The following is a 23,950-nucleotide window of genomic DNA, read 5'->3' on the forward strand; positions in this document are numbered from 1 at the left end:
GCTATAAACCTACAACTTCATAGAGTCGATACTTACGGTAAGAGGGATAACACCTTCCAAAACGACAAAGGCAAACCTACTCGAAAGATAGGGACGCAAAGCTATAGGGCCTCTCCCAAGTGGCAGCCTGGCTACCGAAAGGAAGATAAATGTTGAAAGTTTACCGTAAGTCTCGTCTGTTGTCTGCCGTATTGTCCGTGGCCGTTTTATTGTCCGCTGTACCTATAGGATTAGGTGTTATGCCGTCAAATGTGCAAGCAGCTTCTGTGACCGGAGCACCAGTGAATTCCAATGCTTCAGCAGAGGCGGTTAAGCTGCTGGACAAATTGTATGCTGTTTCCGGGAATGCAATTATTACAGGACAGCATGACTATTTTGAAAGTCCGGATGAGCTGAGCAACAAGCTGAAAGGAACAAGCGGGCAGTACGCAGCGCTGCACGGCTATGAGCTGGGGGCGATCGGCGGACAGAGCGAGAGCGGAGTAGCTGCTCAGCGTAAGAACATCGTCTGGAGTGCCACTAACTGGCATAAAGCCGGCGGTATCGTAGCCATGACATTTCACCAGAGCCTGCCCGGAACCAAATACGAGTGGGGAAATGTGCAGAAGAACATCACTCAGGCAGAATTCAATAAATATGTTACACCCGGCACAACTGAATATAATGCCCTGATTGCAGACCTTGATAAAGTAGCCGTATCTCTCAAAAGCTTGCGTGATGCAGGAGTTCCGATTCTTTGGAGACCTTATCATGAAATGAACGGCGGCTGGTTCTGGTGGGGGAAGAAAAACAATTTTGCCGCACTGTGGAATATCATGTATGACCGTTTTGTTAACGTTCATCAATTAAACAATTTACTGTGGGTATGGAATCCGAATGCTCCTAACTCCAACTCCGATCCGTATGAGCTCACCTATCCGGGGGCAGACAAAGTGGATGTGCTCGCAGTAGATATATATAATAATGACTTTTTGAATAAATACTATGACAGTCTGCTCAGTCTTGCCGCAGGTAAACCGATCGGTATCGGCGAAAATGGTGAGATGCCAAGCATAGCAAAGCTGAAGCTGTCCCAGCAAAAATATGCTTTCATGATGAACTGGGGAAAAATGCTGTATGAAAATAACAGTACAGATACCATCAAGAACTTCATGAACGACAGCTATACCCTGGGCCGTGAAGAGTATAAGGCATGGATTGCACCGGCACCGACCGCAACGCCGACAGTTAAACCAACAGCGACACCGACACCTGCTCCAACAGCAACACCAACGCCAGTACCGACGCCAACTGCGGTAGCAAAGCCAATAGCAACACCGGTATCGGCTCCTGCTCTTCAGGAGCCGGCTGTTAACGGGCTTACCGGCGAATATTTTAAGAACATGACGTTGTCCGGGACACCGGCACTTGTACGCAATGACGCACAGCTGAACTTCAGCTGGCGGCAGGGGGCTCCTGATCCTGTACTCCCGGTTGACGGATTTTCGATCCGCTGGAGCGGTCTAATCAAGCCGGCTTACAGTGAAACCTATCAGATCTTTACGAATTCCGATGATGGTATCCGTGTCTGGATTAACGGTACATCAGTAATTGACAGCTGGATGAAGCAGAGCGGTACCGAGCGTACTGGAAGCATCACCCTGCAGGCAGGACAACTGTACGATATTAAAGTCGAGTATTATGAGAATGCCGGTGACGCCAGCGCCCGCCTGATGTGGCAGAGCCCAAGCCAGCCGAAGGCTGTTGTTCCTGAAAGTGCATTATTTGTGAAGAATACAGCTGCAAATCAGGCAGCGGCAGCAACGCCAGTACCGACCGCAACACCGGCACCGACACCAGTGCCAACGCCAGTACCGACCGCAACACCGGCACCGACACCAGTGCCAACGCCAGTACCGACCGCAGCACCGGTACAGGCTGCCAAGCCGGGCCTGGCTCCGGATTCTGTCCTGCAGGAGCCCGCAGTTAACGGGCTGAGCGGCGAATATTTTAAGAATATGACGCTGAGCGGCACTCCGGTGCTTGTACGCAATGATGATCAGCTCAACTTCAGCTGGCGGCAGGGGGCACCTGATCCTGTACTCCCGGTTGACGGATTTTCGATCCGCTGGAGCGGTCAGATCAAGCCGGCCTATAGTGAAACTTATCAGTTTTTTACAAATTCAGATGACGGAATCCGTGTCTGGGTCAACGGCACATCAATCATTGACAGCTGGGTAAAGCAGAGCGGTACCGAGCGTACGGGAAGCATCGCGCTGCAGGCAGGGCAATTGTATGACATCAAAGTAGAGTATTACGAGAATGCCGGAGATGCAAGTGTCCGCATGATGTGGCAGAGCCCGAGCCAGCCGAAGGTTGTTGTCCCTGCGAGCGCTTTGTTTGTAAAGAATGTGTCAGAAGGTCAGACGCCAGCACCAACAGCAGCACCGACGCCAACACCAACAGTAGCACCGACGCCAACACCAACAGCGGCACCAACGCCGACACCAACAGCAGCACCGACGCCAACACCAACAGCAGCGCCAACGCCGACCCCAACAGCGGCACCAACGCCGACCCCAACAGCAGCACCGGCAGATAACGGGCTGCATGCGGAATATTTCAATAATGTTCAGCTGAGTGGTACTCCTGCACTGGTGAGAACTGATGCTGTACTGGACTTCAACTGGCGTCAGGGTACACCGGATGAAGCAATCGGCATTGATTTCTTCTCCGTACGCTGGAGCGGTCAGATTAAGCCGCTGTACAGTGAAACCTACAATATTTACACCACATCAGATGACGGTATCCGTGTCTGGATCGACGGCAATCTGATCATCGACAGCTGGGTGAAGCAGAGCGGAACCGAACGCGTAGGAAGCATCAGCCTGCAAGCCGGGCAATTATATGATATTAAAGTGGAATATTACGAGAACCAGGGGGATGCAAAGGCTAAGCTGATGTGGGAAAGTACCAGCCAAATCAAAACGGCTGTTCCTGCCAGTGCCTTGTTCCTGCCTTCCGCTTCCTGATCAGGCAACAGAGCGTGTTCAACTGAATTCACCGCCGTCACTGATGCTGGTAAAGCCGTTACAATACTAAATCCTCAAAGTCCATCTTAAGGGCCCTGCTTACCGGCAGGGCTACTAAGCTATAGTCCTCATCCGGATGCTGCCTAAGAATCTCCTGTCCAAGGGAGACATTTGGAGCACCTGTGCGGCTATGCGGCTGGAGAAAGGAGATAACATTGAACACTTACCGCAAGTACCGGCTGTATACTACTATTCTGCCTATTATCTTTGTCCTTTCTTTGCTGCCCTGGTCCGAGGTGCGCAGTCTTCCGGTTGTCCATACCCCGGTAGCCCCGGCAGCGGAAATCACTCCAATTCATCCAGCTGCCTCCCGTGAAGCGGAGGAGCTGCTGAGCTATCTCACGGGTCTTAGCGGCAACGGAATGATCTCCGGGCAGCATGACTATCTGGAGAGCCCGGATGAATTCAATGAGAAGCTGAAGAAGATCAGCGGACAATCTGCTGTGCTGCATGGCTACGAGCTTGGAGCAATCGGTAATCAGCCGAAATCCCTTATTGCCCAGCAGCGGCAGTGGGTTACGGACAGTGCAATCCGATGGCATGAAGGCGGAGGCATTGTAGCCATGACCTTCCATCAGAACCTGCCCGGAACTACCGATGAATGGAAAAATGTACACATGACCCTTAGCCAGGAGAAATTCAATCCCTATGTAACTCCAGGCACGGAGCAATATAAGAAGCTGATTGCCGATATCGACGAAATTGCTGTCTACCTGAAACAGCTGCAGGAGGCCGGAGTTCCGGTGCTGTGGCGGCCTTACCATGAGATGAACGGGGGCTGGTTCTGGTGGGGGGAAAAGGACAATTTTGCCGAACTCTGGGACATTATGTACCAGCGGCTGGCCGTTACTCACGGGCTGAACAATTTACTGTGGGTATGGAATCCTAACGCGCCAAATGACGCTTCAGACGCTTATGAACCTTATTTTCCCGGCATAGATAAAGTAGATGTTCTGGCCGCAGACATTTATAACGACGATTTCAAACAATCCTACTATGATAAGCTGCTGAAGCTGGCGGAAGGGAAGCCGATTGGAATCGGGGAGAGCGGAGAGCTTCCAGACCCTGTAACATTGTCTCAAACTCAAAGTAAATGGGTATATACGATGACATGGGGGAAAATGCTGACGGAGAACAATAATAATCAGAAAATCACCAGCTTTATGAGCAATAAATACATTGTTTCCCGGGATGATTATATCGTTGATCTGGCCAGCAAGGTGAAAACACTGGCAGCCAAGCAGCCCAAAGGATTAAGAGCGCAGTATTTCAATAATACCGACTTATCCGGAGGTGCCGATCTCATCCGCAATGACAGCAGGATTGATTTCAACTGGCATCAGAATTCGCCGGCAGTCGGAATCAATAAGGAGCTTTTCTCCGTCCGCTGGACCGGAACCATCAAACCTTTGTACAGTGAAAAATACACCTTTATCTCCTCCTCGGATGACGGAGTGCGCGTCTGGATCGGAGGAAGGCTGATTATCGACAGCTGGAAGAAGCAGAGCGGTACCAGCCGGGAGGGAAGTATTCTGCTGACTGCCGGAACCCCTTATGATATCAAGGTTGAGTATTATGAGGATCATGGTAATGCAAGCATCGGTTTGCAATGGAAGAGCGCCAGCCAGAAGCAGGGGGTAATTCCCCAGAGCGCATTAACTCCTCCGAAGTAATCTAACCCCGGAAGAAAGCGAGGACAAGGGAATGAGGACCAGAAATAAGAAGAAAAAAACCATTAAACCTCTTCATCTACTGCTCAAATTCGCAGCTTTAGCCATCTTGTTTCTAGTATCCGTTTCTGTCTTCGGAGAGGACGGCACGAAGCAGGGCGAGACAGAAGTAGACATGACCAAGCTGTCATCAGCCAGTGATGCAGGCCCGGAATTGCCGGATGGTTCTGTACTTTGGCAGCTGGGCAAGCAGGACGGCTCGTCTGCGGAGTTTGCGGCAGCCGGTTCAGCGGGCGCCAAAGCCGCTTACACTGTTTCTGCCTCCTCTGCCAAGACGCCCTCGAATCTCCAGAGCGTGCCTTCGGGACTGAGAGGGGATACCAATCCTGAACTGAGTATTACCTATAATCTGAATAAGATCCCGGAGAACGGGGTCTTATTTCGCGTAAGCATCATCGATGCCTACAAATCGGTCCCGCAAATGAGCGTTTTCTCCAACCGCCAGTTATCGGGTATCATTCAGATTGCGGGTGTAGCCGGCACCGACAGCAAATACAGCTTCCGCAAATCCTATGAGCTCTATATTCCAAAGGAGCAGCTGGTAACAGGAAGCAACGTGCTGAAGCTGCAGGCGGCACGCGGGATCTACTCATCCAGTATGGAGGATAAATACAACTGGTGGACTTGGGATACCCTTAGCCTGGAATCACTGAATGCCCCGATCCAGGAGCCGATTCACGGCAGTTACACACTGACCGGCACAATGGTCAACAATAAACAGTTTTATTTTGATGAAGGTGCCGTAAGTCATCTGCCTTATATCATGAAATGGCTCGGCGTGGCGTACAGCGGCAACATTATGCGTACCAGCTGTGCCAGTGACGTTGGCCGTTCCTGCTCCAATATGAAGGATTATTACAAGGTGCTTCAGGATTACAACATGCAGTCGGTTGCCCTGTACCTGTATACCGGAGATATTAAGCTGAATGCCGACGGCTCACTGCCGGCGGATGCCGAGAAGAAGCTGACGGATTATTTCGAGCAGTACAGCCCGTACTTCCAATACTACGAGGTGGATAACGAGCCCGGGCTGTTTAACCGTTCCAAGGAGGTTAACCTGGCTATTGCAGACTGGCTGAACACGAAGGGTAAGACGATTGCCCCTCACCTGCAGACTGTAGCACCCGGATGGGCCTACTGGCCGGAGTACAGCCTGGATTCCTGCGGCAATCAGAAAGGGACGCTTAAGCAGTGCGGCGATCCCGACGGCTGGGAGCGTGATCCTGCGCAGCGGAATGAGCTGGAGGAGGTAACGGATCTCACCAATGGGCACTCCTACGGGGAATCCTATATTTTCAGCAACGGAGGCAGCTTCACTGAGAATCTCAAAACCTTCGGCGGTGCAGCAGACGGATTAAGCAAAAAAATGCTGACCACTGAATTCGGAACCTCGGATTCGCATACCGATGCTCACCAGTACGGCGCCTCCGAGCAGACAGCAGCGGTATTTGACCGGATCATGCGCGCCCATATCGGCTATGCGGATATGTTTGTGCAGCATGCCGCCTTTTTCAAAAATTTCAGCCTGTTCAAGTACGGCTTCAATCTGGAAGAGCATGATCCGGCCAAGACGGAAATTTACTACACCAAAGAGAATGAGGATTCGCGGGTCAGCATCATGCGCAGGCTCAGTCTTGCATATGCGACGCATGGTGCACCGCTACCCTATCAGATTTCCAACAAGGATGAGCTGGCCGATAAGCTGGTCTACGTCCGGGCTGTAGATACGTCTGCGATTGAGCCGCTGGCCGGCAGCGGAGCTACATCCAATAAGGTGCTGGTGAACTTCGTTAACTTTGAAGAGACGGAGCAGACTGTGACAGTAAAAGTCACTATGCCTGAAAAAACAGTCTACGAGGGTGAACGCTTCGGCAGCGGGGATACCTATGAGACAGCGCGCAGTTATGTAGCCGGAAAAAATGCAGCGCCTGAGCTTGAATTCACTGAGACACTCGCACCGGGAGAGGCGGTCCAGTATATACTGGAGCCCTCTTCCGAGGTAGCCGATGCGGCACCGCAAGGCTTCAAGGCAGCCGCAGTTAAGGGGCTGTCCATGAAGCTGAGCTGGCTGGAGGCTCCCGGAGCAAGCTATGAAGTGCTCCGGGCCGAAGGCTCCGGCGGGGAGCTTAAGGTGATTAAAGCGGATGTGAAGAGCACAGAATTTACGGACAGCAAGCTGCAGGAGGGAACGCTTTATACGTATGCAGTCAGAGTTACCGGCTCGCGCCTTCTGTCGGATGAAGTGCAGATTACGGCAACAGGCCTCGTTCCGCTGGACCGTTCGCAGTGGAAGGTATCGTCCAATGTCAGTACCAGTATTTCGAACCCGGGAGGAGCCATTGACGGAGACCGGCGTACACGCTGGGATACCGGTAAGCATCAGGCTTCAGGGGAATATTTTCAGATTGATCTCGGCAAAGCACATATGGTGGAGGTAGTAGAGCTGGATTACACCTTATCCTCCTACGATTATCCGCGCAGTTATGAGCTGTATGTCTCGGATGATGCACAGAACTGGAAGCGTGTGGTTAGCGGAAAGGGGCAGCTTGGCATGACCCGGATCAGCTTCCCGCAGCTGAAGACGCGGTATATCAAAATCCTGCAGACAGGATCAGGGGGGAATTACTGGTCCATTCAGGAGCTTCAGGTATACTCAAGAGAATAAGACACAGGATGGTGTTGCTGCGCTCCTGTGAAGGGAACCCTGCCGCGTCCGGCCGGGTTTTTTGACGTTTCTGCGGTGCTGGAGGGCGGCTCAGCTGCATAATTTGTGTAACCTTATATGCCGCCGTCAAGTGATTTATGTCAATATCGGACCAGCCTGATGATTGTGACACAAATAACAGGCTTCTCATAACAGGTATGCTAGAATTTGCAGCAGCAAAAACCTATTGCACCTTGCAAAACAGTATATCTTTGTGTTATATTGTATATAGATTTAGAACGAGTCTAAATACAATAACAAATAATTAAACTATAGGAGGCTGTTTAGAATGAGTACCCAAGTCAACAATCAGACAGAACTGCACGCCGCATTGAACCGCCAGACCGCGAACTGGACTCTGCTCGGAGTGAAGCTTCACCACTATCACTGGTATGTGAGCGGAGCACAATTTTTCACCCTGCATGCCAAGTTTGAAGAGCTCTACACTGAGGCTGCCACATATGTGGATGATTTGGCTGAACGTCTGCTCGCTGTCGGCGGTAAGCCGGCCTCCTCGATGATCCAGTATCTGGCCCTCTCCGAACTGAAGGAAGCAGCCGGCGGTGAGAGTGCCAAAGAAATGGTTGCCCAGCTTATTAAAGACTTTGCACTGGTATCGGAAGAGCTTAAGAATGCCATTTCCGCAGCCGAGGAGCTTAGCGACCAGCCGACAGCCGATCTTCTGATTGGAATCAGAACCAGTGTAGAGAAGAATGCCTGGATGCTGAATGCCTACCTTGCTTAATATCAATATTTAATAGAGGATTGCTGCAGCTTGCCCATGTGCAGGCTGGAGCACATAACAAGGCCCGTGCGGTTACCGCACGGGCCTTGTTATTGATAGAAGCTGAACGACATCAGCTATTTAATAAATACGCCGCCGAACGGCAGCGCTTCACGCAAAAAGCGCTTGATGATGCCGTCCTCGTCATTGTCACGTTCAAAACGGCGGCTCTGGCGCCCGGCCTGGAACAGCACCGGCCCGTGGCCGGTCATTTTCCAGTGGTAGCTCATATGCTGGCTGGCCAGATGGTTGCCGTAGACGGTCAGCTCAAGCCTGGCATTCTCCGGATAAGCAACGATACTGCCCGCATCCACATACAGCGGATCTGTAGGGTGAAGCTCAGCCTGGCAGACCGTTCCTTCAGTCAGAATGCCGATACTGCCGCGGCCGGCAAATTTCACCTTCACTACATCACGGGTCACCAGCATATTCTTCATGCTCAGCACGCGGGTCTGCATCGTAATTCCGTCACTGTAAAAGAACAGATGCCTGAAGTCATAGAGCAGATCACTTTTGCCGTCAAGCTGCAGCGTTTTGACCCGGTATCCCGGCGGCAGGGCCGCAACGAACCTGCAGGGCCCGGACAGATCCGAACGGATCAGCTTGCGCTTGCGGTACATTCCCTTGACATCCATCAGCCGGTCCGCACGCCCTGAAGAGGGGCCTTGATAAGCGATAATCTGCTGGGGATGCAGGACATGGACCTGTTCATTGTCACCGACCGTAAAAGCAACGGCTTGTCCGCTGCCGCTGTCGCCTTCATCTTGGATGTCTATGTTCATCGCACGCACTCCTTCCTCTTACAACATTGCCATCATAGTTCACCGCAGCCGGTCGCGCAGATTATCGCCTTTTCTGGACCGGTGGCGCATCGTGAAGCGCAGCAGCCGGATGATTACGAAATAGCCCAGAATAAGGGCAATCCCCGTAATGACAGTAACTTTAATCCGGTTAAAATAATGTTCACGCTGTGTCCGGTCATTTTTAAGTTCATCCACTACGAGGCTGAGCTGGCGGTTCTGTTCCTGCAGCGCTTCATTCTGGGTCCGGTACGTCTCCATCTGCTCCAGGGTCTGGCCCAACTGGTTCTGCGTCTCCCCCAGTGCATCAACGGTCTGCCCAAGCTGATCCTTCGTCTGCTGAAGCTCTTCAACCGTCTGCTGATAGTTCTGCTGCAGCCTGTTCACTTCGCCGGGCAGCTCTGAAAAGTTCTGCAATCCATTATATAAATCACTGAAATAATTGGCTTTTGCTGCCGGGGCCGGCAGACAGACGGAAATACCGAGCAGCAGCAGAGCCGATAGCGACAGCTTCTTCCAGTTCCGGGTAAGGCTTTTTTTGCTGATCATATCATTCACCACCTGAAAAAGGTTCGTACAGCTAATAGTTTAGCATAGAGAGGTAAGTATAGGCACATTTGATCGAAGCCTGGCTGCATTTGGCGTCCTGTGGAGCAAACAATGTGCTATTTTAGCGGGTTTTTGCGGTTTAAGGATGTTTACCCTCCCGCTGATGGCCGTAACCAAAGGTAATACCGTAATTTGAGTGGTCTGGTTTCATTTTGGCTTTCCCTGCAGCGGAAAATTGACGTATACTGTGAACGGGAAGGGGCTGAAGGTATGAATAAATGGCTGAAAACGCTGCTGTTTCTCGCAGGCTCTGCGCTTTTAACACGTCTGATTCCATTCTCATCGGTTTTCCGCAATCTGGATACCATGTTCCATGAATTCGGGCATGCGCTGGTTACACTGCTGCTCTCGGGAAATGTGCTGAGGATTGAGCTGTACGCAGACCATAGCGGCGTGACCTATTCGGCGGTCGAAGCAGGCTGGAGGCCGGTGCTGGTATCGCTCTCGGGGTATCCGCTGGCTTCGCTGTTCGCCCTGCTGCTGTTTTATCTGTATGCCAAAGGGCGCGAGCGCTGGGGTCTGCTGTTATCCTCGCTGGTATCGCTGATTATGCTGGTTCTGTATGTCAGGGGCGGCTTCGGCATGCTCTGGCTGGGCGGGTTTATTGCCCTTAATCTGGCACTATTGTATCTGTGGCCTAAGGCGAGCCGGTACTATTATCTGTTTTTGGCCTTTCTGACACTGGAAGAGTCTGTGATGGGGACGCTGTTCCTGTTCTCCGCTTCGCTGCTGTCTCCTTCCGGGGCCGGGGATGCGGCGAATCTGGCCGGGCTAACCTTTTTACCGGCATTCTTCTGGGCGGCATTGTTTGTTCTTTTTTCATTATTATGTGCAAAATGGTCGTTGGGGTTTTTTTTCAGAAATGAGGGCATGCGTAGTTACAGGAACAACCGGTGAAGGAGAAGTGGGTATTTCGCCATATTTAGACAAAAGGACATTTTTTCGTAAAGAGGCAATCTGCTTTTTAGTAGAGTGGCTCTTTTTTTGTCGATAATATAGACGCGAACGTATATTCCATGACAAGGAGTTGTCCGCCATTATTGGTACATTAATAGAAGAACCAAAAAAAGAAAGAGGTGGAAATATGCAAGCTAGTATCCAGCCCATATTTACATGGAGCAGAAGCCGGATTTTTGCCGGGGTTTCCCGGAATTTAATACTGCTTGTGGAGTGGAAAGGCATGTCCCAGGGGGACGAGGCCCGTAAAAAAAGCCGTAAGGTCGTAGCACGGGAGATTGAGCTGCGCATCTGGCTGGAGTCCCATTTCACATTTATAAAAGCTTACGGCTGCACCGCCGAAGCCGGTGAAGGAAGATCCCTGCTTCTCAGGCTGGGCAAAATCCACTCCGGCGCCAGCAAGTTCATCTGCCTGGAGTTCACAACTGAAGGCATGCCTGCCGGAATTCACGAGGCGCTCTGGCTGCAATGGCAGTACAAGCAGCCGCCGGTGGAGCGGATCAAGGAGCTGCCGCTGCAAAAGCTGGGACTTGAATATTCGCATCATACCGATGTACTCGCCATTGGAGGGAACTTCCATGTTGAAAAGCATCTGGAGCTGCTGAAGATGATAAAGGTGCTGGAGGAGGCGTCGTTGCACCGTAACCGCAGTACTGACCCGATGCTGGCGGATAAGCTGCGCAGACAGGCGGATAAGCTGTTGCTGCTGGCGGCACGCTCAGGTGATATGCAGCTTGTGAAGGAAGCAGAAGTGCTGTATAAGCAGCTTGAAGCATAGCGGACTGCTGATGGCATTAACGGGGATAAAGGAAGAAACACAAAGCTGTCAGCCGGAAAAGCTGCAAAACATACATAATGAATAACCTGCCGATCAAAGGACGCTTCACAGATTATGTAATATATAAATGTGGTAATGTAGTAAAATAGTTCTATTATCTTTTTGTGACTCGGTTATTAGATTCTCATTCATGGATAAATATAACTAATTTATATAAAATAATGGGTCTATTTTACCATATATCAAGGGGAACTGAAAAATGACAGACCGATTGATCCGGCTGATGCGCATCATCACGTTAGTTCAGGCAAAACCTGGGATTCTGGCGCGTGAGCTGGCAGAACGCTGCGGCAACAGCGAAAGAACGATATATCGGGATATGGATGCGCTGAGCGCCATGCATATTCCGATCACCCACCTGGGACATGGGAAGGGATATGCTTTTATCGGTAATTTTGCATTGTACCCTTTGGATCTGACTGATGATGAGGCGGCGGCCTTTTCACAGCTGCGTAAAGTTATGGAGCACATTAGGCCTTTGCTGCCGACTGAATTCGAAACCGCCTATGAAAAAATAATGGCTTCACAATATAAGCGAAATGCGGAAAGAGAAGAAACAATGGAAAGTGTAAAGAAGGAACCCAGGCAGTCCGGGACGGACTGGAGTAAGGCGCAGCCGGAGCAGCCAGCTTTTCTGACGGAGATACTGTCTGCCGTGATGAAGCAGCGGAGCCTGCTGGCGGATTACTATGAGAACAGCTGTGAGGAGCTGGGCATACAGATTGATCCTTACTGCATTGTTCCGCTTGAGAACCGGATGTACCTGATCGGTGCCTGCCAGCGGTTCGGGAGAATCCGCGCTTTTCACATTAACGGCTTCTCCAAGGTGACTGTGCTGGACAACTGGTTTTCCAAGGAACGCTTTGATCTGCAGTCCTTTATGTCGCAAAAATGGAGCCTTGATCAGGACAGTGTGCAGATTGAGTTCAGGGTCCGTTTCTCAAAGCGGATGATGGAGCGGATTAAATATGAAGACCTGCTGGTAAGGCCCAGCAAGGTGGACAGGCAAAGCTCTTGTCTGGATTTCAAGGTGGCGGTCGGACAGGATATCGCTTTTGTCCGCTGGCTGATGAAATTCGAGGAGGAGGCGGAGATTCTGGAGCCGTTTTATTACAGGGATGTGTTAAGGCAGCACATTGAGAAATGGCTGATGCTGTATAAATGATTTAGGATGATGCAGGAGCTATTCCTGTTCTTCCGGCTTTAAACCGTCTAAATTGATAAGGTTAGTTAATTTTACAAATTTATCTTGTCTAGCGTGAGTTAATATAGTAAGTTATACATTAAATAACAGTAATGTTGATTTAACCCTTAAAAATAACTCCATTATGATATGTTTAGGTTATTATATCTAACATATTATACCTTTCCCGCATTTGACCTTTGTTCAATTTTTAGCAGAAGAGAGGGTTCAGCATGATTCAGCCGATTCTGACAATTGAGGGTTTGCACACCCGTTTTTTTACCGAGCGCGGAGAGATTCCCGCCGTTGACGGTGTTGATCTGTTCATTCTTCCTGGAGAAGTGCTCGGTGTGGTCGGTGAATCCGGCTGCGGCAAAAGCGTGACCTCGTTATCCATCCTGAAGCTGGTTCCCGATCCGCCGGGCAAAATTGTGGGCGGCCGCATACTGTTCAAAGGCCGGGACATTGTACCGCTCAAGGAAAAAGAAATGCGCCGAATCCGCGGAGATTCTGTAGCAATGATTTTTCAGGAGCCTATGACCTCGCTCAATCCGCTGTTCACAGTGGGACAGCAGATTATGGAAACGGTAAGGCTTCACCTCGGATTGTCCAAAAAAGACGCTAGAGAGCATGCGGTAGGGATGCTCCGCAAGGTTGGAATCCCCCGCCCTGAGGCGGTAGTTGATGAATATCCGCACCAGCTTTCGGGAGGGATGCGCCAGCGGGTCATGATTGCGATGTCCATCTCCTGCAATCCCGAGCTGCTGATAGCGGATGAGCCGACCACGGCACTCGACGTGACAATTCAGGCCCAGATTCTTGATCTGCTCCGGCGGCTGAACGAAGAGCAGGGAACGGCTGTAATGCTGATCACCCATGATCTTGGTGTGGTGGCGGAAATGTGCCACCGGGTTGTGGTGATGTATGCAGGGAAGGTAGTGGAGGAGGGCAGCGTACAGGATATTTTTAAGAATCCGCTGCATCCGTACACACGCGGTTTGATAGAATCTGTACCCCGGATGAATGAGACGCGGGAGCGGCTGCATTCTATCCCGGGCAGCGTACCGATCCTCAGCAAGGACATGCAGGGCTGCCGGTTCGCACCGCGCTGCGGCAATGTGATGGATGTCTGCCGTGAGGCGCTGCCGCAGCTTACACTGCAGGAGAATCAGCATAGCTGCAGATGCTGGCTGCATGAAACCCGGCGGGAGGAGGCCGTTGTATGAGTGAAACGCTGCTTGAGGTCAAAGGGCTCAAAAAGTATTATCCGATCCGCAAAGGATTCTTCAATAAAGCCCAGGGCTTCGTCAAGGCTGTGGATGATATATCCTTTTCGGTAAGAAAAGGCGAAACCTTCGGTCTGGTCGGGGAGAGCGGGTGCGGTAAATCCACCACCGGACGTTCCCTGCTGCGGCTGATAGAGCCGACTGCGGGTGAAATCAGCTTCGAGGGGCAGGACATTACGAAGCTGTCCATGGAAGAGATGCGCAGACGCCGCCGTGACATGCAATTTGTATTCCAGGACCCCTTCTCGTCGCTGGATCCGCGCCACACCGTGCAGCGCATTCTGGAGGAGCCGCTCATTGTGCACGGAGCAGGCAATTCCATGCAGCGGAAGGCGGCGGTGGAGCGGCTGGCAGACGTAGTCGGCCTGGCCAAAGCTCATCTGCAGCGCTATCCGCATCAATTCTCCGGCGGCCAGCGCCAGCGGATTGGTATTGCCAGAGCGCTGGCGCTGCAGCCTAAGCTGATTATCGCCGATGAGCCGGTATCCGCGCTGGATGTATCTATCCAGTCCCAGGTGATTAACCTGATGCAGGATCTGCAGCGGGAGTTCGGATTGACCTACATATTTATTGCTCATGATCTCAGTGTAGTGAAGCACATCTGCGACCGCGTTGCCGTGATGTATCTGGGCCGGATTGTTGAAGTGAGCGGCAAGCACAGACTGTATGACGAGCCGCAGCATCCCTATACGCAGGCGCTGCTGTCAGCTGTGCCTGAGCCGGATCCTGATTTCCGCAAAGAACGGATCATTCTGCAGGGCGAAGTGCCGAGTCCGGCAAATGCGCCGGCCGGCTGTGCCTTTAATACCCGTTGTCCCCGCGTGATGGATGTATGCCGGAATGTAAGGCCGCCGCTGCTGGAGAGCGGAGCCGGACATCTGACAGCCTGCCATCTGTACGATAGAGAGGCTGGAATCCGGTTTGCCTAGAGACCCGGCGGCTGACAGCCGTGAGTGAAGGAAGTGCGCCTGGTATATGGCCGCGCTAATGCGCAGCTCCATATAAATGCTTTACAACATTCAAAGAAAAGAAGGGAGCTTTTCTAGAGATGAAAAAATGGAGTAGTCTTGCACTTGCAGTAACTCTGGGGGCGGTTTTGACATTAAGCGGCTGCGGAGGCAATAACAACAATGCGGCCACAGAAGCAACATCAGGTTCAAATGCGGCGGCAACGGCTGCGCCTGAAAGCTCTCCCGATGCGGCGGCATCCGCACAGGATACCCTGATTTTGGGGCGCGGCGGCGATTCTGCCTCGCTGGACCCGGCGATTGTAACCGACGGTGAATCGCTGAAGATTGCCCATCAGGTTTTTGACTCCCTGCTGGAATACAAGCCGGGAACCTCGGAAGTACAGGCGTCGCTCGCCGACAGCTGGAAAGTATCGGAGGACGGTCTTTCCTATACCTTTAAGCTGCATCCGGGTGTGAAATTCCATGACGGAACAGATTTTGATGCCGAAGCGGTTGTGTTCAACTTCACCCGCTGGAGCGATCCGGCAAGTGAATTCAAATTTGAAGGCGACTCCTTTGACTATTACGATTCGATGTTCGGTCCTGACGGCAGCCGTGTCATCAAAGAAGTGAAGGCTGTAGATGCTGCGACCGTACAATTTACCCTTAACCAGCCGCAGGCTCCGTTCCTGCAGAATATTGCAATGACTTCCTTCGGTATTGCCAGCCCTGCGGCCATTAAGGACAAAAAGGAAAATTTCAAGAATGAGCCTGTAGGCACCGGCCCGTTTGTTTTCACGGAGTGGAAGCACAATGATTCCATCACTCTGGACAAAAACACCGGGTACTGGAAAGAAGGACTTCCTAAGTTGAACAAAGTCATCGTCCGCTCGATTCCGGACAATTCGGCACGCTTCAATGCCCTGCAGAACGGTGAAATCGACCTGATGGAAGATCTGAGTCCGGACGATTTGTCGACGCTTGAAGGAAATACCGATCTGCAGAAGATTGAGCGTCCGCCGTTCAATGTTGCCTACCTGGGCTTCAACTTTAACAAGAAACCGTTTGACAATGTAAAAGTAAGACAAGCGCTGAACCATGCTGTGAACAAACAGGCTATCATCGATGCTTTCTTCTCGGGTCAGGCTACGGCTGCAGTGAACCCGATGCCTCCGTCACTGTGGGGCTATAATGATGCCGTGCAGGATTATGAATACGATCTGGACAAAGCGAAGGCGCTGCTGGCTGAAGCCGGTTATCCTGACGGTCTGCCGGATACAGTAACCCTCTATGCTATGCCGGTATCCCGCCCTTACATGCCGGACGGCAAAAAGGTAGCCGAGGCTATTCAGGCCGATTGGGAAAAAATCGGTGTGAACACCGTCATTCAATCCCCCGAATGGGCGACCTATCTCGATGACACCAAGGCCGGAGAAAAGGATGATATCTATATGCTCGGCTGGACCGGTGACAACGGTGACCCTGATAACTTTCTGTATACGCTGCTTGATAAAGATGCGATCCCGGGCAATAACCGTTCCTTCTATGTAAATGAAGAGCTTCATACCATTCTGGTAAATGCGCAGAAAGAAACAGATCAGACGAAGCGCTCAGATCTGTATAAGCAGGCCCAGGGAATCATTAAAGCGGATGCGCCTTGGATTCCGCTCGTGCACACTACCCCGCTGCTGGCTGCCAAGTCTAATCTGAAAGGCTATGTTCCAGGTCCGACAGGTACGGAATATTACAGCGAAATTTACTTCGAATAGTATGATCCGACAGCATGTCCTTGCCGCCGCGGCTGCCGCTGCGGCAAGTGATTCTGGGATATCCGGAAGGTGAGCCGATTTGAACTCCTACCTATTAAAACGTGTTATGGTTCTGATTCCTGTACTGATCGGAATGACCATCATCGTCTTTTCGATCATTCATGCCATTCCGGGGGACCCGGCTGAGACGATCCTCGGACAGAAAGCAACGGAACAGTCCAAGCAGGCGCTGCGGGAGCAGCTCGGTCTGGATAAGCCCTGGCTGCAGCAGTATTTCAATTATATGGGGGATTTGCTGCAAGGCGATTTAGGCACCTCCATCCGTACCAAAACACCCATTGCCAAGGAAATAATGCCTTATCTGGCGGCAACTCTGGAACTTACGGCTGCCAGTATGCTGTTTGCGACCCTTGTAGGCGTCAATGCGGGAATTCTGAGCGCCTGGCGGCAAAACTCCTGGTTCGACTATACTGCGATGATCATTGCACTCATAGGGGTATCCATGCCGATTTTCTGGCTGGGGCTGATGGAACAGCTGTTGTTTGCGCTGAAGCTGCACTGGCTGCCTTCCATAGGAAGGATGGATCAGCGTAATCCGGTGGAGAGCATCACCAATCTGTATGTTCTTGATACCATTATTGCAGGGCAGTGGGGCCAGCTGTGGACGGTTATTAAGCACTTAATTCTGCCAAGTATAGCGCTCGGTACAATTCCGATGGCCATAATCGCCCGGATGACCCGTTCCAGTATGCTTGAGGTTATGAACTCCGACTATATCCGTACGGCCAAAGCCAAAGGCATGTCACAGTTTTTTGTCGTCTACAAGCATGCGCTGAAAAATGCTCTAATTCCTGTGCTGACGGTGATTGGGCTGCAGACCGGTGCCCTGCTTGGCGGTGCGGTACTGACCGAGACGATCTTTGCCTGGCCGGGCGTGGGAAGATATATATTTGAAGCGATCAGCTCACGTGATTATCCGGTCATTCAGACCGGAATTCTGATTATTGCATTCATTTTTGTAATGATTAATCTGCTTGTGGATCTGCTCTATGCGGCTGTTGATCCGCGCATCAATTATAAGTGAGGGGGGATAGCATATGGGACAAGCAGCCGTAAATGTAACACCCCCGAATGTACAGGGCGAGAAGGTTTCCGGACCCTGGCGCGATGCGTGGAGGGCTTTCCGCAAGAATAAGACAGCGATGCTCGGTCTGTGTATTATTGTTTTTTTTGTACTGATCGCACTGCTGGCACCATTCATTGCGCCTTACGGCTATAAGGAGCAGGAGCTGGTCAACCGTCTGAAGGCACCGTCTGCCGAGCACTGGTTCGGAACCGATGATCTGGGAAGGGATATCTTTACCCGGATACTGTACGGAGCGCGAATCTCCCTGTGGGTAGGTTTTTTTTCGGTGATCGGGTCGATTGTGGCCGGGACCTTTCTTGGCGTGCTGGCCGGATTTTACGGCAGATGGGTTGATATGCTGATTTCCCGGCTGTTTGACATTCTGCTGGCTTTTCCCGGCATTCTGCTGGCTATTGCGATTGTCGCTATCCTCGGGCCTTCGCTGCAGAATGCGCTGTATGCGATTGCGATCGTCAATATCCCGGCCTATGGCCGGCTGGTCCGGGCAAAGGTGCTCTCACTGAAATCGGAGGAGTATATCATAGCGGCAAAGGCTATAGGGATGAAGAACTCACGGATTCTGCTTACGCATATTCTGCCGAACAGTCTGACGCCGATTATCGTACAGGGGACCTTGGGGATTGCGACAGCCATTATTGAGGCGGCGGCGCTTGGTTTCCTGGGGCTTGGTGCACAGCCTCCGGAGCCGGAGTGGGGGAAGATGCTGTCGGATTCCAGGCAGTTCATTCAGAAGGCGCCGTGGACGGTTATTTTTCCCGGCTTGTCCATTATGCTGACTGTACTGGGCTTCAATCTGATGGGGGACGGCCTGCGGGATGTACTTGATCCGCGGATGAAGAACTAAATATCAATTCAGAAAGTCCTTTGGGCGGCAATCCGCTAAAGGGCTTTTTTATCTTCTTTTACACACTGGATATAACTAAACATAAACAAACATAACTAAATATATAGTAAAACGAAAAAAGATATGCTAAAATAGCACCAAAATATAGATACATAAGCAGGAGGAAAATTATGTTGAAGAAATGGGCTATGCTAGTTTTATCTTTTTTACTCGTGTCGGGTATTTCAGTGTCATCGGTGGACCAGGTGCAGGCGGCAGCCAAAAAGACAGAAATTATTGTATCTGCAGCAGCCAGTCTGCAGGATAGCTTGGACAAGATTGCAGTACAGTACGAGAAGCTTCATCCTGACATCGACCTTGTATTCAACTATGGCGCTTCCGGTACGCTGCAAAAGCAAATTGAACAAGGGGCTCCTGCTGACCTGTTCTTCTCTGCCGGTGATAAACAGATGACGGCGCTGATCGACGGGGGGCTTATCTCTGAGAATAAGCAGCTCTTAAAGAACCAGCTGGTACTGGTTGTACCTGCTAACTCCAAGACAGTAATCACCACCATTACACAGCTTACTGACAAAGCCTTTAAAAAGGTAGCTGTCGGCCAGCCTGAATCTGTACCTGCCGGCCAGTATGCCCAGCAGTCATTAACTGCCAAGAAGGTATGGGATACACTGCAAAGCAAGCTGGTCTTTGCCAAGGATGTCCGCCAGGTCCTCTCCTATGTGGAGACAGGTAATGCGGATGCGGGCTTCGTATACAAGACGGATGCCCTGACTTCCAAGAAGGTCAAGATCGCTCTTACCGTAGGCGGCCATGTCCATAAAGCAATTAATTACCCTGTAGGCATTATAAAGGAATCTGATCATCAGGCAGAAGCCAAGGCGTTCTACAATTATGTCCAGACCAAGGCAGCAGGCAGTATTTTCACAAGCTACGGCTTTTCACTGGCCAATTAATTGAGATTAGAGATAAGCGGGGTGAAAGCGTGTGGAGATTAACTGGACTGAATTCTTCGCCCCGGTCTGGCTTTCAGTCAAAATAGCTGTAATTACCAGTATTATAGTATTTATCCTGGCCTCTTACGTGGCCAAGCTGATGGCAGGCCGGAAATTCCCGGGCTACAGCCTGCTGGAAACTGTATTGATGCTGCCGCTTGTCCTGCCGCCGACCGTAGTAGGATTTGTGCTTCTGGTCATTCTGGGGCGCAGGAGCTGGATCGGCGAGCTGTACGAACGGCTTACAGAGCAGACTATTCTGTTTACATGGGGTGCGGCGGTAATAGCTGCGGTAGTGGTAGCATTTCCGCTGGTCTACCGGACAGTCAAAGCCGGCTTTGAGGAAGTGGATAAGGATCTTGAGGATGCTGCGCGTGCGCAGGGTGCCAGCGAGCTGCAGGTACTGCGGTATGTGACGCTGCCGTTAGCCGGCCGTGCGCTGGCTGCGGGATTTGTGCTCGGGTTCGCCCGGGGGCTTGGAGAATTCGGGGCTACCATTATGGTTGCCGGGAATATTCCGGGGCGTACACAGACGGTTCCAACAGCGATTTATGTGGCCGTTGACGGCGGCAATATGACCCTTGCCTGGATGTGGGTCTGTTCCATTATTGTTATTTCTGCCCTTATGCTGATGTTCGTTAACCGCCGATCATAACAAAACTCCGGCCCTGCCTGTTCAATCAGGCGGGGCCGGAGTTTTGTTTATGCGGTCAGCATCAGGTTTCGTAGACAATTTCACCGGTTCCGGTCAGATCATAGCTGTGAATCGAATTGAGCTCATTCCTGAAGGCCGGTGAGCGTAAAATATCAAGAACTGCATTAATCCACTGTTCATTCCCTGGCTTCTTGAGCATCACGAGGTCGTAACGTTCCTGAATCAGCGGGATGAATTCCAGGCCGTCAATAATCTTGGCGGCTTTTTCAATGCCAATGCCGACATCGGCTTCACCACGGGCTACGCGGCCGGCAACCGCCAGATGGCTATTCTCCACCGTCTCATACCCGCTGAGTCCGGCTACGGAAATTCCGTGCAGCCGCAGCTGCTCGTCCAGCAGTACACGTACGCCGGAGCCGCGCTCACGGTTAATCAGCCTCAGGCCTTCCTGCTGTAAGTCCCGCCAGCCGGAAATGTTCCGCGGATTACCCTGCTGCACATAGAATCCGGCGCTGCGGGTCAGCATGTGCACGACGAGATAGGAGAAGCCGACCAGCAGCTTGCGGATATAGGGAAGGTTATACTCCCCTGTATCACCGTCCAGCAGATGGGTGCTGACAATATCAGATTCGCCGTTATACATCGCAATCAGGCTGTCGAGACTGCCGGCATAAGAACGGAGCGGACGGGCTGCAGGCAGGCTGCGCTCCAGATGAGTAGCCAGAATATCAAGGGACATATCCTGCCCGGTAATCACTATGTTCGTTACGGCGGCCTTCACCGGCCCGGCTGCAGGCTGGTTGGTATGAAGCGGAGGTGAGAAGGTAGCCGGCGGCAGAACAAACGGTATGCCTGTCTGCAACGGGAGCAGGGCAGCGGAAGCACTGCTGCTGCGGGAATTCTGTTTATAGGCTTCCAGATCAGAGTGGTCCACCCGCATCTGCTTGCCGACACGGTAGGACGGCAGCTCACCTTTTTTGATCAGATCATATACCTTTAATTTGGATATCTTCAACAGCCGGGCAAGTTCCTCGGTTGTATAGGAAGTGTTCTCGGACATGGGATAAAGCCTCCTAGAGGTGCACTGCGGCAGCGCTCATTAAGTCTACAGATAGTTCAAGCCTACCTTATTTTGAGAGCCTGCGCAATTAAAGAACCTGCGGGAGACTGAGGCGGTCTCTAGTAAGCAAGCTGCCTGCTCTCTGCAGCCTTCTCGGAGTCAGACAGCCGGATTAGCTCGGAGACAGTAACAAAGCGGTAACCCTGCTTCTCCAGTGCAGGTAAAATAATCTGCAGGGCTTCATGTGTCTGGGATTGTCCGTGGACATAGTCATGGAAAAGTACGATGTCGCCGCTGCGGGCATTTTTGATCACCTTGCTGGAGATGCTCCAGACACCCGGGCGGTTCCAGTCACGTGTATCCTGATGCCAGGACCACAGAACCGGCTTCAGCCCCATCCTGTTCGAGACATTGACCAGTGTCTCATCGTACATCCCGCCGGGCGGGCGAAACAGGCTGCTGTGATGGCCTGTGACCTTAACAATCTCGTCTTCGGTCTGCTTCAGCTCCTTCATTACCTGTCCGACCGAGATGGGCCGTTTGAAGTACACGTGGTTATAGGTATGATTGGCCAGCTCATGGCCCTCAGAGATAACCCGGCCGGCGATTTCAGGATAGGCGGCAATTTTTTTGCCGATAGCAAAAAAGGTGCACTTTGCGTTATATTCCTGCAGTACATCGAGAATCTGGGCGGTCTCCGTCGGATCAGGGCCGTCATCGAAGGTTAAAGCAATCACTTTCTGGCTAATCGGCACTTCCCAGATCATATCGCCCTTCTGTTCGTGATACTGGCGGTTCTTGATATCGGCCCCGGCAAGTGCAGGGCTGTAGCAGCTGATCAGCAGCAGAAGCGGGACAAGCAGTACAGCAGATATTCGGCGGATGCTATTCATGGGTTCTCTGTTCACTCCATACCGGACCCGTATACGTGAAACGGGCTATTTTGACCTTATGATGCGCCATCCCGGTGCTGAAATATTCACGGCGGGCTTTAAGCGTATTTTCTATTTTTTAAGTGAAAGTTTTGCCGGAAATGACTTATAATGAATTACTAAATACAGAACATGGATAGGGGCAGCGGATATGACACTAATTGAGAAAAGAGAGCACAGGCAATATCCGGAGATTACCCGCCTGGAAACGTCAAGAGCAGCTTATGAGCGTGACTATTCGCGCCTGATTCATTCGCCGACCTTCCGCCGGCTGCAGGGCAAATCACAGGTGTTCGGCGCAGGTACCGGCGATTATTACCGCACCCGGCTGACCCATTCGCTGGAGGTAGCGCAGATTGCCAGGGAGGCGGCCAAAAGCCTGCTTCGTTCCTATCCTGAAGTAGAGACCGGACAGGCAGATAACCCGGGGCTGGTCATTGATCCTGAGGTAGTGGAATGTGCGGCAATCGCCCATGATTTCGGACATCCGCCGTTCGGGCATAAAGGGGAAGAGGTGCTGGATAACATCCTGGAGCAGCTCATTGCCAAAAAGACAGCTGAAGAAGTCCTGAAATCAGGCGCCGGCCCGGTGCAGAAACAGACGATCGAAGGGAATATGAAACGGCAGTATGAGCATTTTGAGGGCAATGCCCATAATTTCCGGCTGATTATGTTCCTGGAGAAGCGTGAGAATATCGACGGGCTGAACCTGTCCGATGCCGTGCTGCTGGGAATCAACAAGTATCCGTTTCCCGGCACGGTGCTGAAGAAGGGGATGTATCTGTCCGAATGGAATTATATCTCGGAGATCCGCAGGGAATGGGGAGTTCCTGAAGGCAAGAAGACGCTGGAGGCCCAGCTGATGGACCTGTGTGATGACATTGCTTACTCTGCACATGACCTGGAGGACGGGATTAAGGCGGGCAAGATCGAAGTGCATGAGCATTTCATGCATGACTCTTACATTCAGCAGCTGATTGTGGAGAAGATTACCACACTGGAGGATGCCTTCTGGAGCGGCTGGCAGCCCGAAGCGATTCATATTAAAGTAGAAGCGGTTCTCAGTGAATTCCTCAGGGTCTGGATGGAGAAGATGCCGACCTGCGAGAACGACTATTCCCGCACCCGCCGCGAGGTGAAGGCTTATTGGGTCAGCACGTTTGTAGCCAGCCTGGGGGTTATTACAGACGGCGACTGGAAGAAGGTTACGTTCATCAAGGAAGGGGCTGAGGACGAGGATATGCTGCGGACGGTCAGTGTACTCAAAAGCTTCGCCTGGGTCACAATGATCCGTGACCTGCGCGTGCAGCGCCTGCAAAAACGCAGTGAATGGATTCTCCGCCGGCTGTGGGGGGCGTTCAACGATCCTGAGACCTCTAAGGCCATCATTCCGAGCGACTGGCTGCAGCGCTTTGAGAAGGATCAGCGGCAGCAGAAGCCGATCTGGACGTGGGAGCATATGGTAATTGATTATATTGCCGGGATGACGGATGCTTTTGCCGAGAAAATCTATAATGAGCTGTACGGCCTGAAGGTGGGCTCGATTTACGATCTGGATTGATGCGGTTATAATAGACCCGGGGCTCCTTGTGAAACCCGGGTTTTTGAGGTGTGCAGGCAAACGGAGTGTTATTTGAAA

General features: G+C 51.7%; 19 protein-coding genes and 1 riboswitch. Of the genes, 15 read left to right on the forward strand and 4 right to left on the reverse strand.

Going from position 1 to position 23,950, the window contains the following annotated elements; all coding sequences use genetic code 11:
- Positions 1–59: 59 nt before the first annotated feature.
- Positions 60–139, forward strand: a riboswitch (cyclic di-GMP riboswitch).
- Positions 140–239: 100 nt separating this feature from the next.
- The 4 genes from BN3772_RS31175 to BN3772_RS06425 all read left to right on the forward strand — a co-directional run bounded on the left by BN3772_RS31175 (position 240) and on the right by BN3772_RS06425 (position 8,250).
- Positions 240–3,011, forward strand: coding sequence for a PA14 domain-containing protein (locus BN3772_RS31175; protein ID WP_425280421.1), 2,772 nt, complete (start codon positions 240–242; stop codon positions 3,009–3,011).
- 215 nt (positions 3,012–3,226) lie between these two features.
- Entirely contained in the window at positions 3,227–4,744 is a 1,518-nt protein-coding gene (locus BN3772_RS06415) for a glycosyl hydrolase (RefSeq protein ID WP_042197921.1), read from the forward strand.
- A gap of 31 nt (positions 4,745–4,775) precedes the next feature.
- Positions 4,776–7,466: a discoidin domain-containing protein gene (locus BN3772_RS06420; RefSeq protein ID WP_042197923.1), complete on the forward strand. Its 2,691-nt coding sequence runs from the start codon at positions 4,776–4,778 to the stop codon at positions 7,464–7,466.
- Positions 7,467–7,794: 328 nt separating this feature from the next.
- Positions 7,795–8,250, forward strand: coding sequence for a Dps family protein (locus BN3772_RS06425; RefSeq protein ID WP_042197925.1), 456 nt, complete (start codon positions 7,795–7,797; stop codon positions 8,248–8,250).
- A 116-nt stretch (positions 8,251–8,366) separates the two neighbouring features.
- Here BN3772_RS06425 and BN3772_RS06430 read toward each other — a convergent pair whose 3' ends face one another.
- Both BN3772_RS06430 and BN3772_RS06435 read right to left on the reverse strand, forming a co-directional pair.
- Complete coding sequence (locus tag BN3772_RS06430; RefSeq protein WP_042173240.1) at positions 8,367–9,071, reverse strand: AIM24 family protein; 705 nt, start codon at positions 9,069–9,071, stop codon at positions 8,367–8,369.
- A gap of 39 nt (positions 9,072–9,110) precedes the next feature.
- Positions 9,111–9,638 (reverse strand): hypothetical protein, encoded by a 528-nt coding sequence (locus tag BN3772_RS06435; RefSeq protein ID WP_042197927.1) that lies wholly within the window; start codon positions 9,636–9,638, stop codon positions 9,111–9,113.
- Positions 9,639–9,908: 270 nt separating this feature from the next.
- On the opposite strand from BN3772_RS06435, the gene BN3772_RS06440 reads away from it, so the two are divergent.
- The 10 genes from BN3772_RS06440 (at position 9,909) to modB (ending at position 20,319) form a co-directional block, all read left to right on the forward strand.
- On the forward strand, positions 9,909–10,595 hold the full coding sequence (locus BN3772_RS06440) for a M50 family metallopeptidase (RefSeq protein WP_042197929.1): 687 nt from the start codon (positions 9,909–9,911) through the stop codon (positions 10,593–10,595).
- A 187-nt stretch (positions 10,596–10,782) separates the two neighbouring features.
- Complete coding sequence (locus BN3772_RS06445; RefSeq protein WP_042197931.1) at positions 10,783–11,433, forward strand: hypothetical protein; 651 nt, start codon at positions 10,783–10,785, stop codon at positions 11,431–11,433.
- Between the two features lie 259 nt (positions 11,434–11,692).
- Complete coding sequence (locus tag BN3772_RS06450) at positions 11,693–12,658, forward strand: helix-turn-helix transcriptional regulator (RefSeq protein ID WP_042197933.1); 966 nt, start codon at positions 11,693–11,695, stop codon at positions 12,656–12,658.
- A 251-nt stretch (positions 12,659–12,909) separates the two neighbouring features.
- Positions 12,910–13,902, forward strand: coding sequence for an ABC transporter ATP-binding protein (locus BN3772_RS06455; protein ID WP_042197936.1), 993 nt, complete (start codon positions 12,910–12,912; stop codon positions 13,900–13,902).
- Complete coding sequence (locus BN3772_RS06460; RefSeq protein WP_042197938.1) at positions 13,899–14,891, forward strand: ABC transporter ATP-binding protein; 993 nt, start codon at positions 13,899–13,901, stop codon at positions 14,889–14,891. Before BN3772_RS06455 ends, BN3772_RS06460 begins: the two co-directional genes overlap by 4 nt.
- A gap of 119 nt (positions 14,892–15,010) precedes the next feature.
- Complete coding sequence (locus BN3772_RS06465) at positions 15,011–16,681, forward strand: ABC transporter substrate-binding protein (RefSeq protein WP_042197939.1); 1,671 nt, start codon at positions 15,011–15,013, stop codon at positions 16,679–16,681.
- A gap of 79 nt (positions 16,682–16,760) precedes the next feature.
- Positions 16,761–17,765: an ABC transporter permease gene (locus BN3772_RS06470; RefSeq protein ID WP_042197941.1), complete on the forward strand. Its 1,005-nt coding sequence runs from the start codon at positions 16,761–16,763 to the stop codon at positions 17,763–17,765.
- A 13-nt stretch (positions 17,766–17,778) separates the two neighbouring features.
- The gene (nikC, locus tag BN3772_RS06475) at positions 17,779–18,672 is read left to right on the forward strand and encodes a nickel transporter permease (RefSeq protein WP_042197943.1); all 894 of its coding nucleotides are present in this window, start codon (positions 17,779–17,781) and stop codon (positions 18,670–18,672) included.
- Between the two features lie 170 nt (positions 18,673–18,842).
- On the forward strand, positions 18,843–19,625 hold the full coding sequence (gene modA / locus BN3772_RS06480; RefSeq protein ID WP_042197944.1) for a molybdate ABC transporter substrate-binding protein: 783 nt from the start codon (positions 18,843–18,845) through the stop codon (positions 19,623–19,625).
- Between the two features lie 31 nt (positions 19,626–19,656).
- Positions 19,657–20,319, forward strand: a complete 663-nt coding sequence (modB, locus tag BN3772_RS06485) for a molybdate ABC transporter permease subunit (protein WP_042173261.1) — start codon at positions 19,657–19,659, stop codon at positions 20,317–20,319.
- A gap of 61 nt (positions 20,320–20,380) precedes the next feature.
- On the opposite strand, the gene BN3772_RS06490 is transcribed toward modB, so the two are convergent.
- The gene (locus BN3772_RS06490; RefSeq protein WP_042197946.1) at positions 20,381–21,379 is read right to left on the reverse strand and encodes a substrate-binding domain-containing protein; all 999 of its coding nucleotides are present in this window, start codon (positions 21,377–21,379) and stop codon (positions 20,381–20,383) included.
- 119 nt (positions 21,380–21,498) lie between these two features.
- Complete coding sequence (locus BN3772_RS06495; RefSeq protein ID WP_042197949.1) at positions 21,499–22,272, reverse strand: polysaccharide deacetylase family protein; 774 nt, start codon at positions 22,270–22,272, stop codon at positions 21,499–21,501.
- 190 nt (positions 22,273–22,462) lie between these two features.
- On the opposite strand from BN3772_RS06495, the gene BN3772_RS06500 reads away from it, so the two are divergent.
- Positions 22,463–23,872 carry a deoxyguanosinetriphosphate triphosphohydrolase family protein gene (locus BN3772_RS06500; protein ID WP_042197951.1) on the forward strand — a complete coding sequence of 470 codons (1,410 nt, stop codon included), beginning with the start codon at positions 22,463–22,465 and terminating at the stop codon, positions 23,870–23,872.
- Positions 23,873–23,950: the final 78 nt, after the last annotated feature.

The sequence above is a fragment of the Paenibacillus camerounensis genome (assembly GCF_000723885.1).
GTDB lineage: Bacteria > Bacillota > Bacilli > Paenibacillales > Paenibacillaceae > Paenibacillus_AQ > Paenibacillus_AQ camerounensis.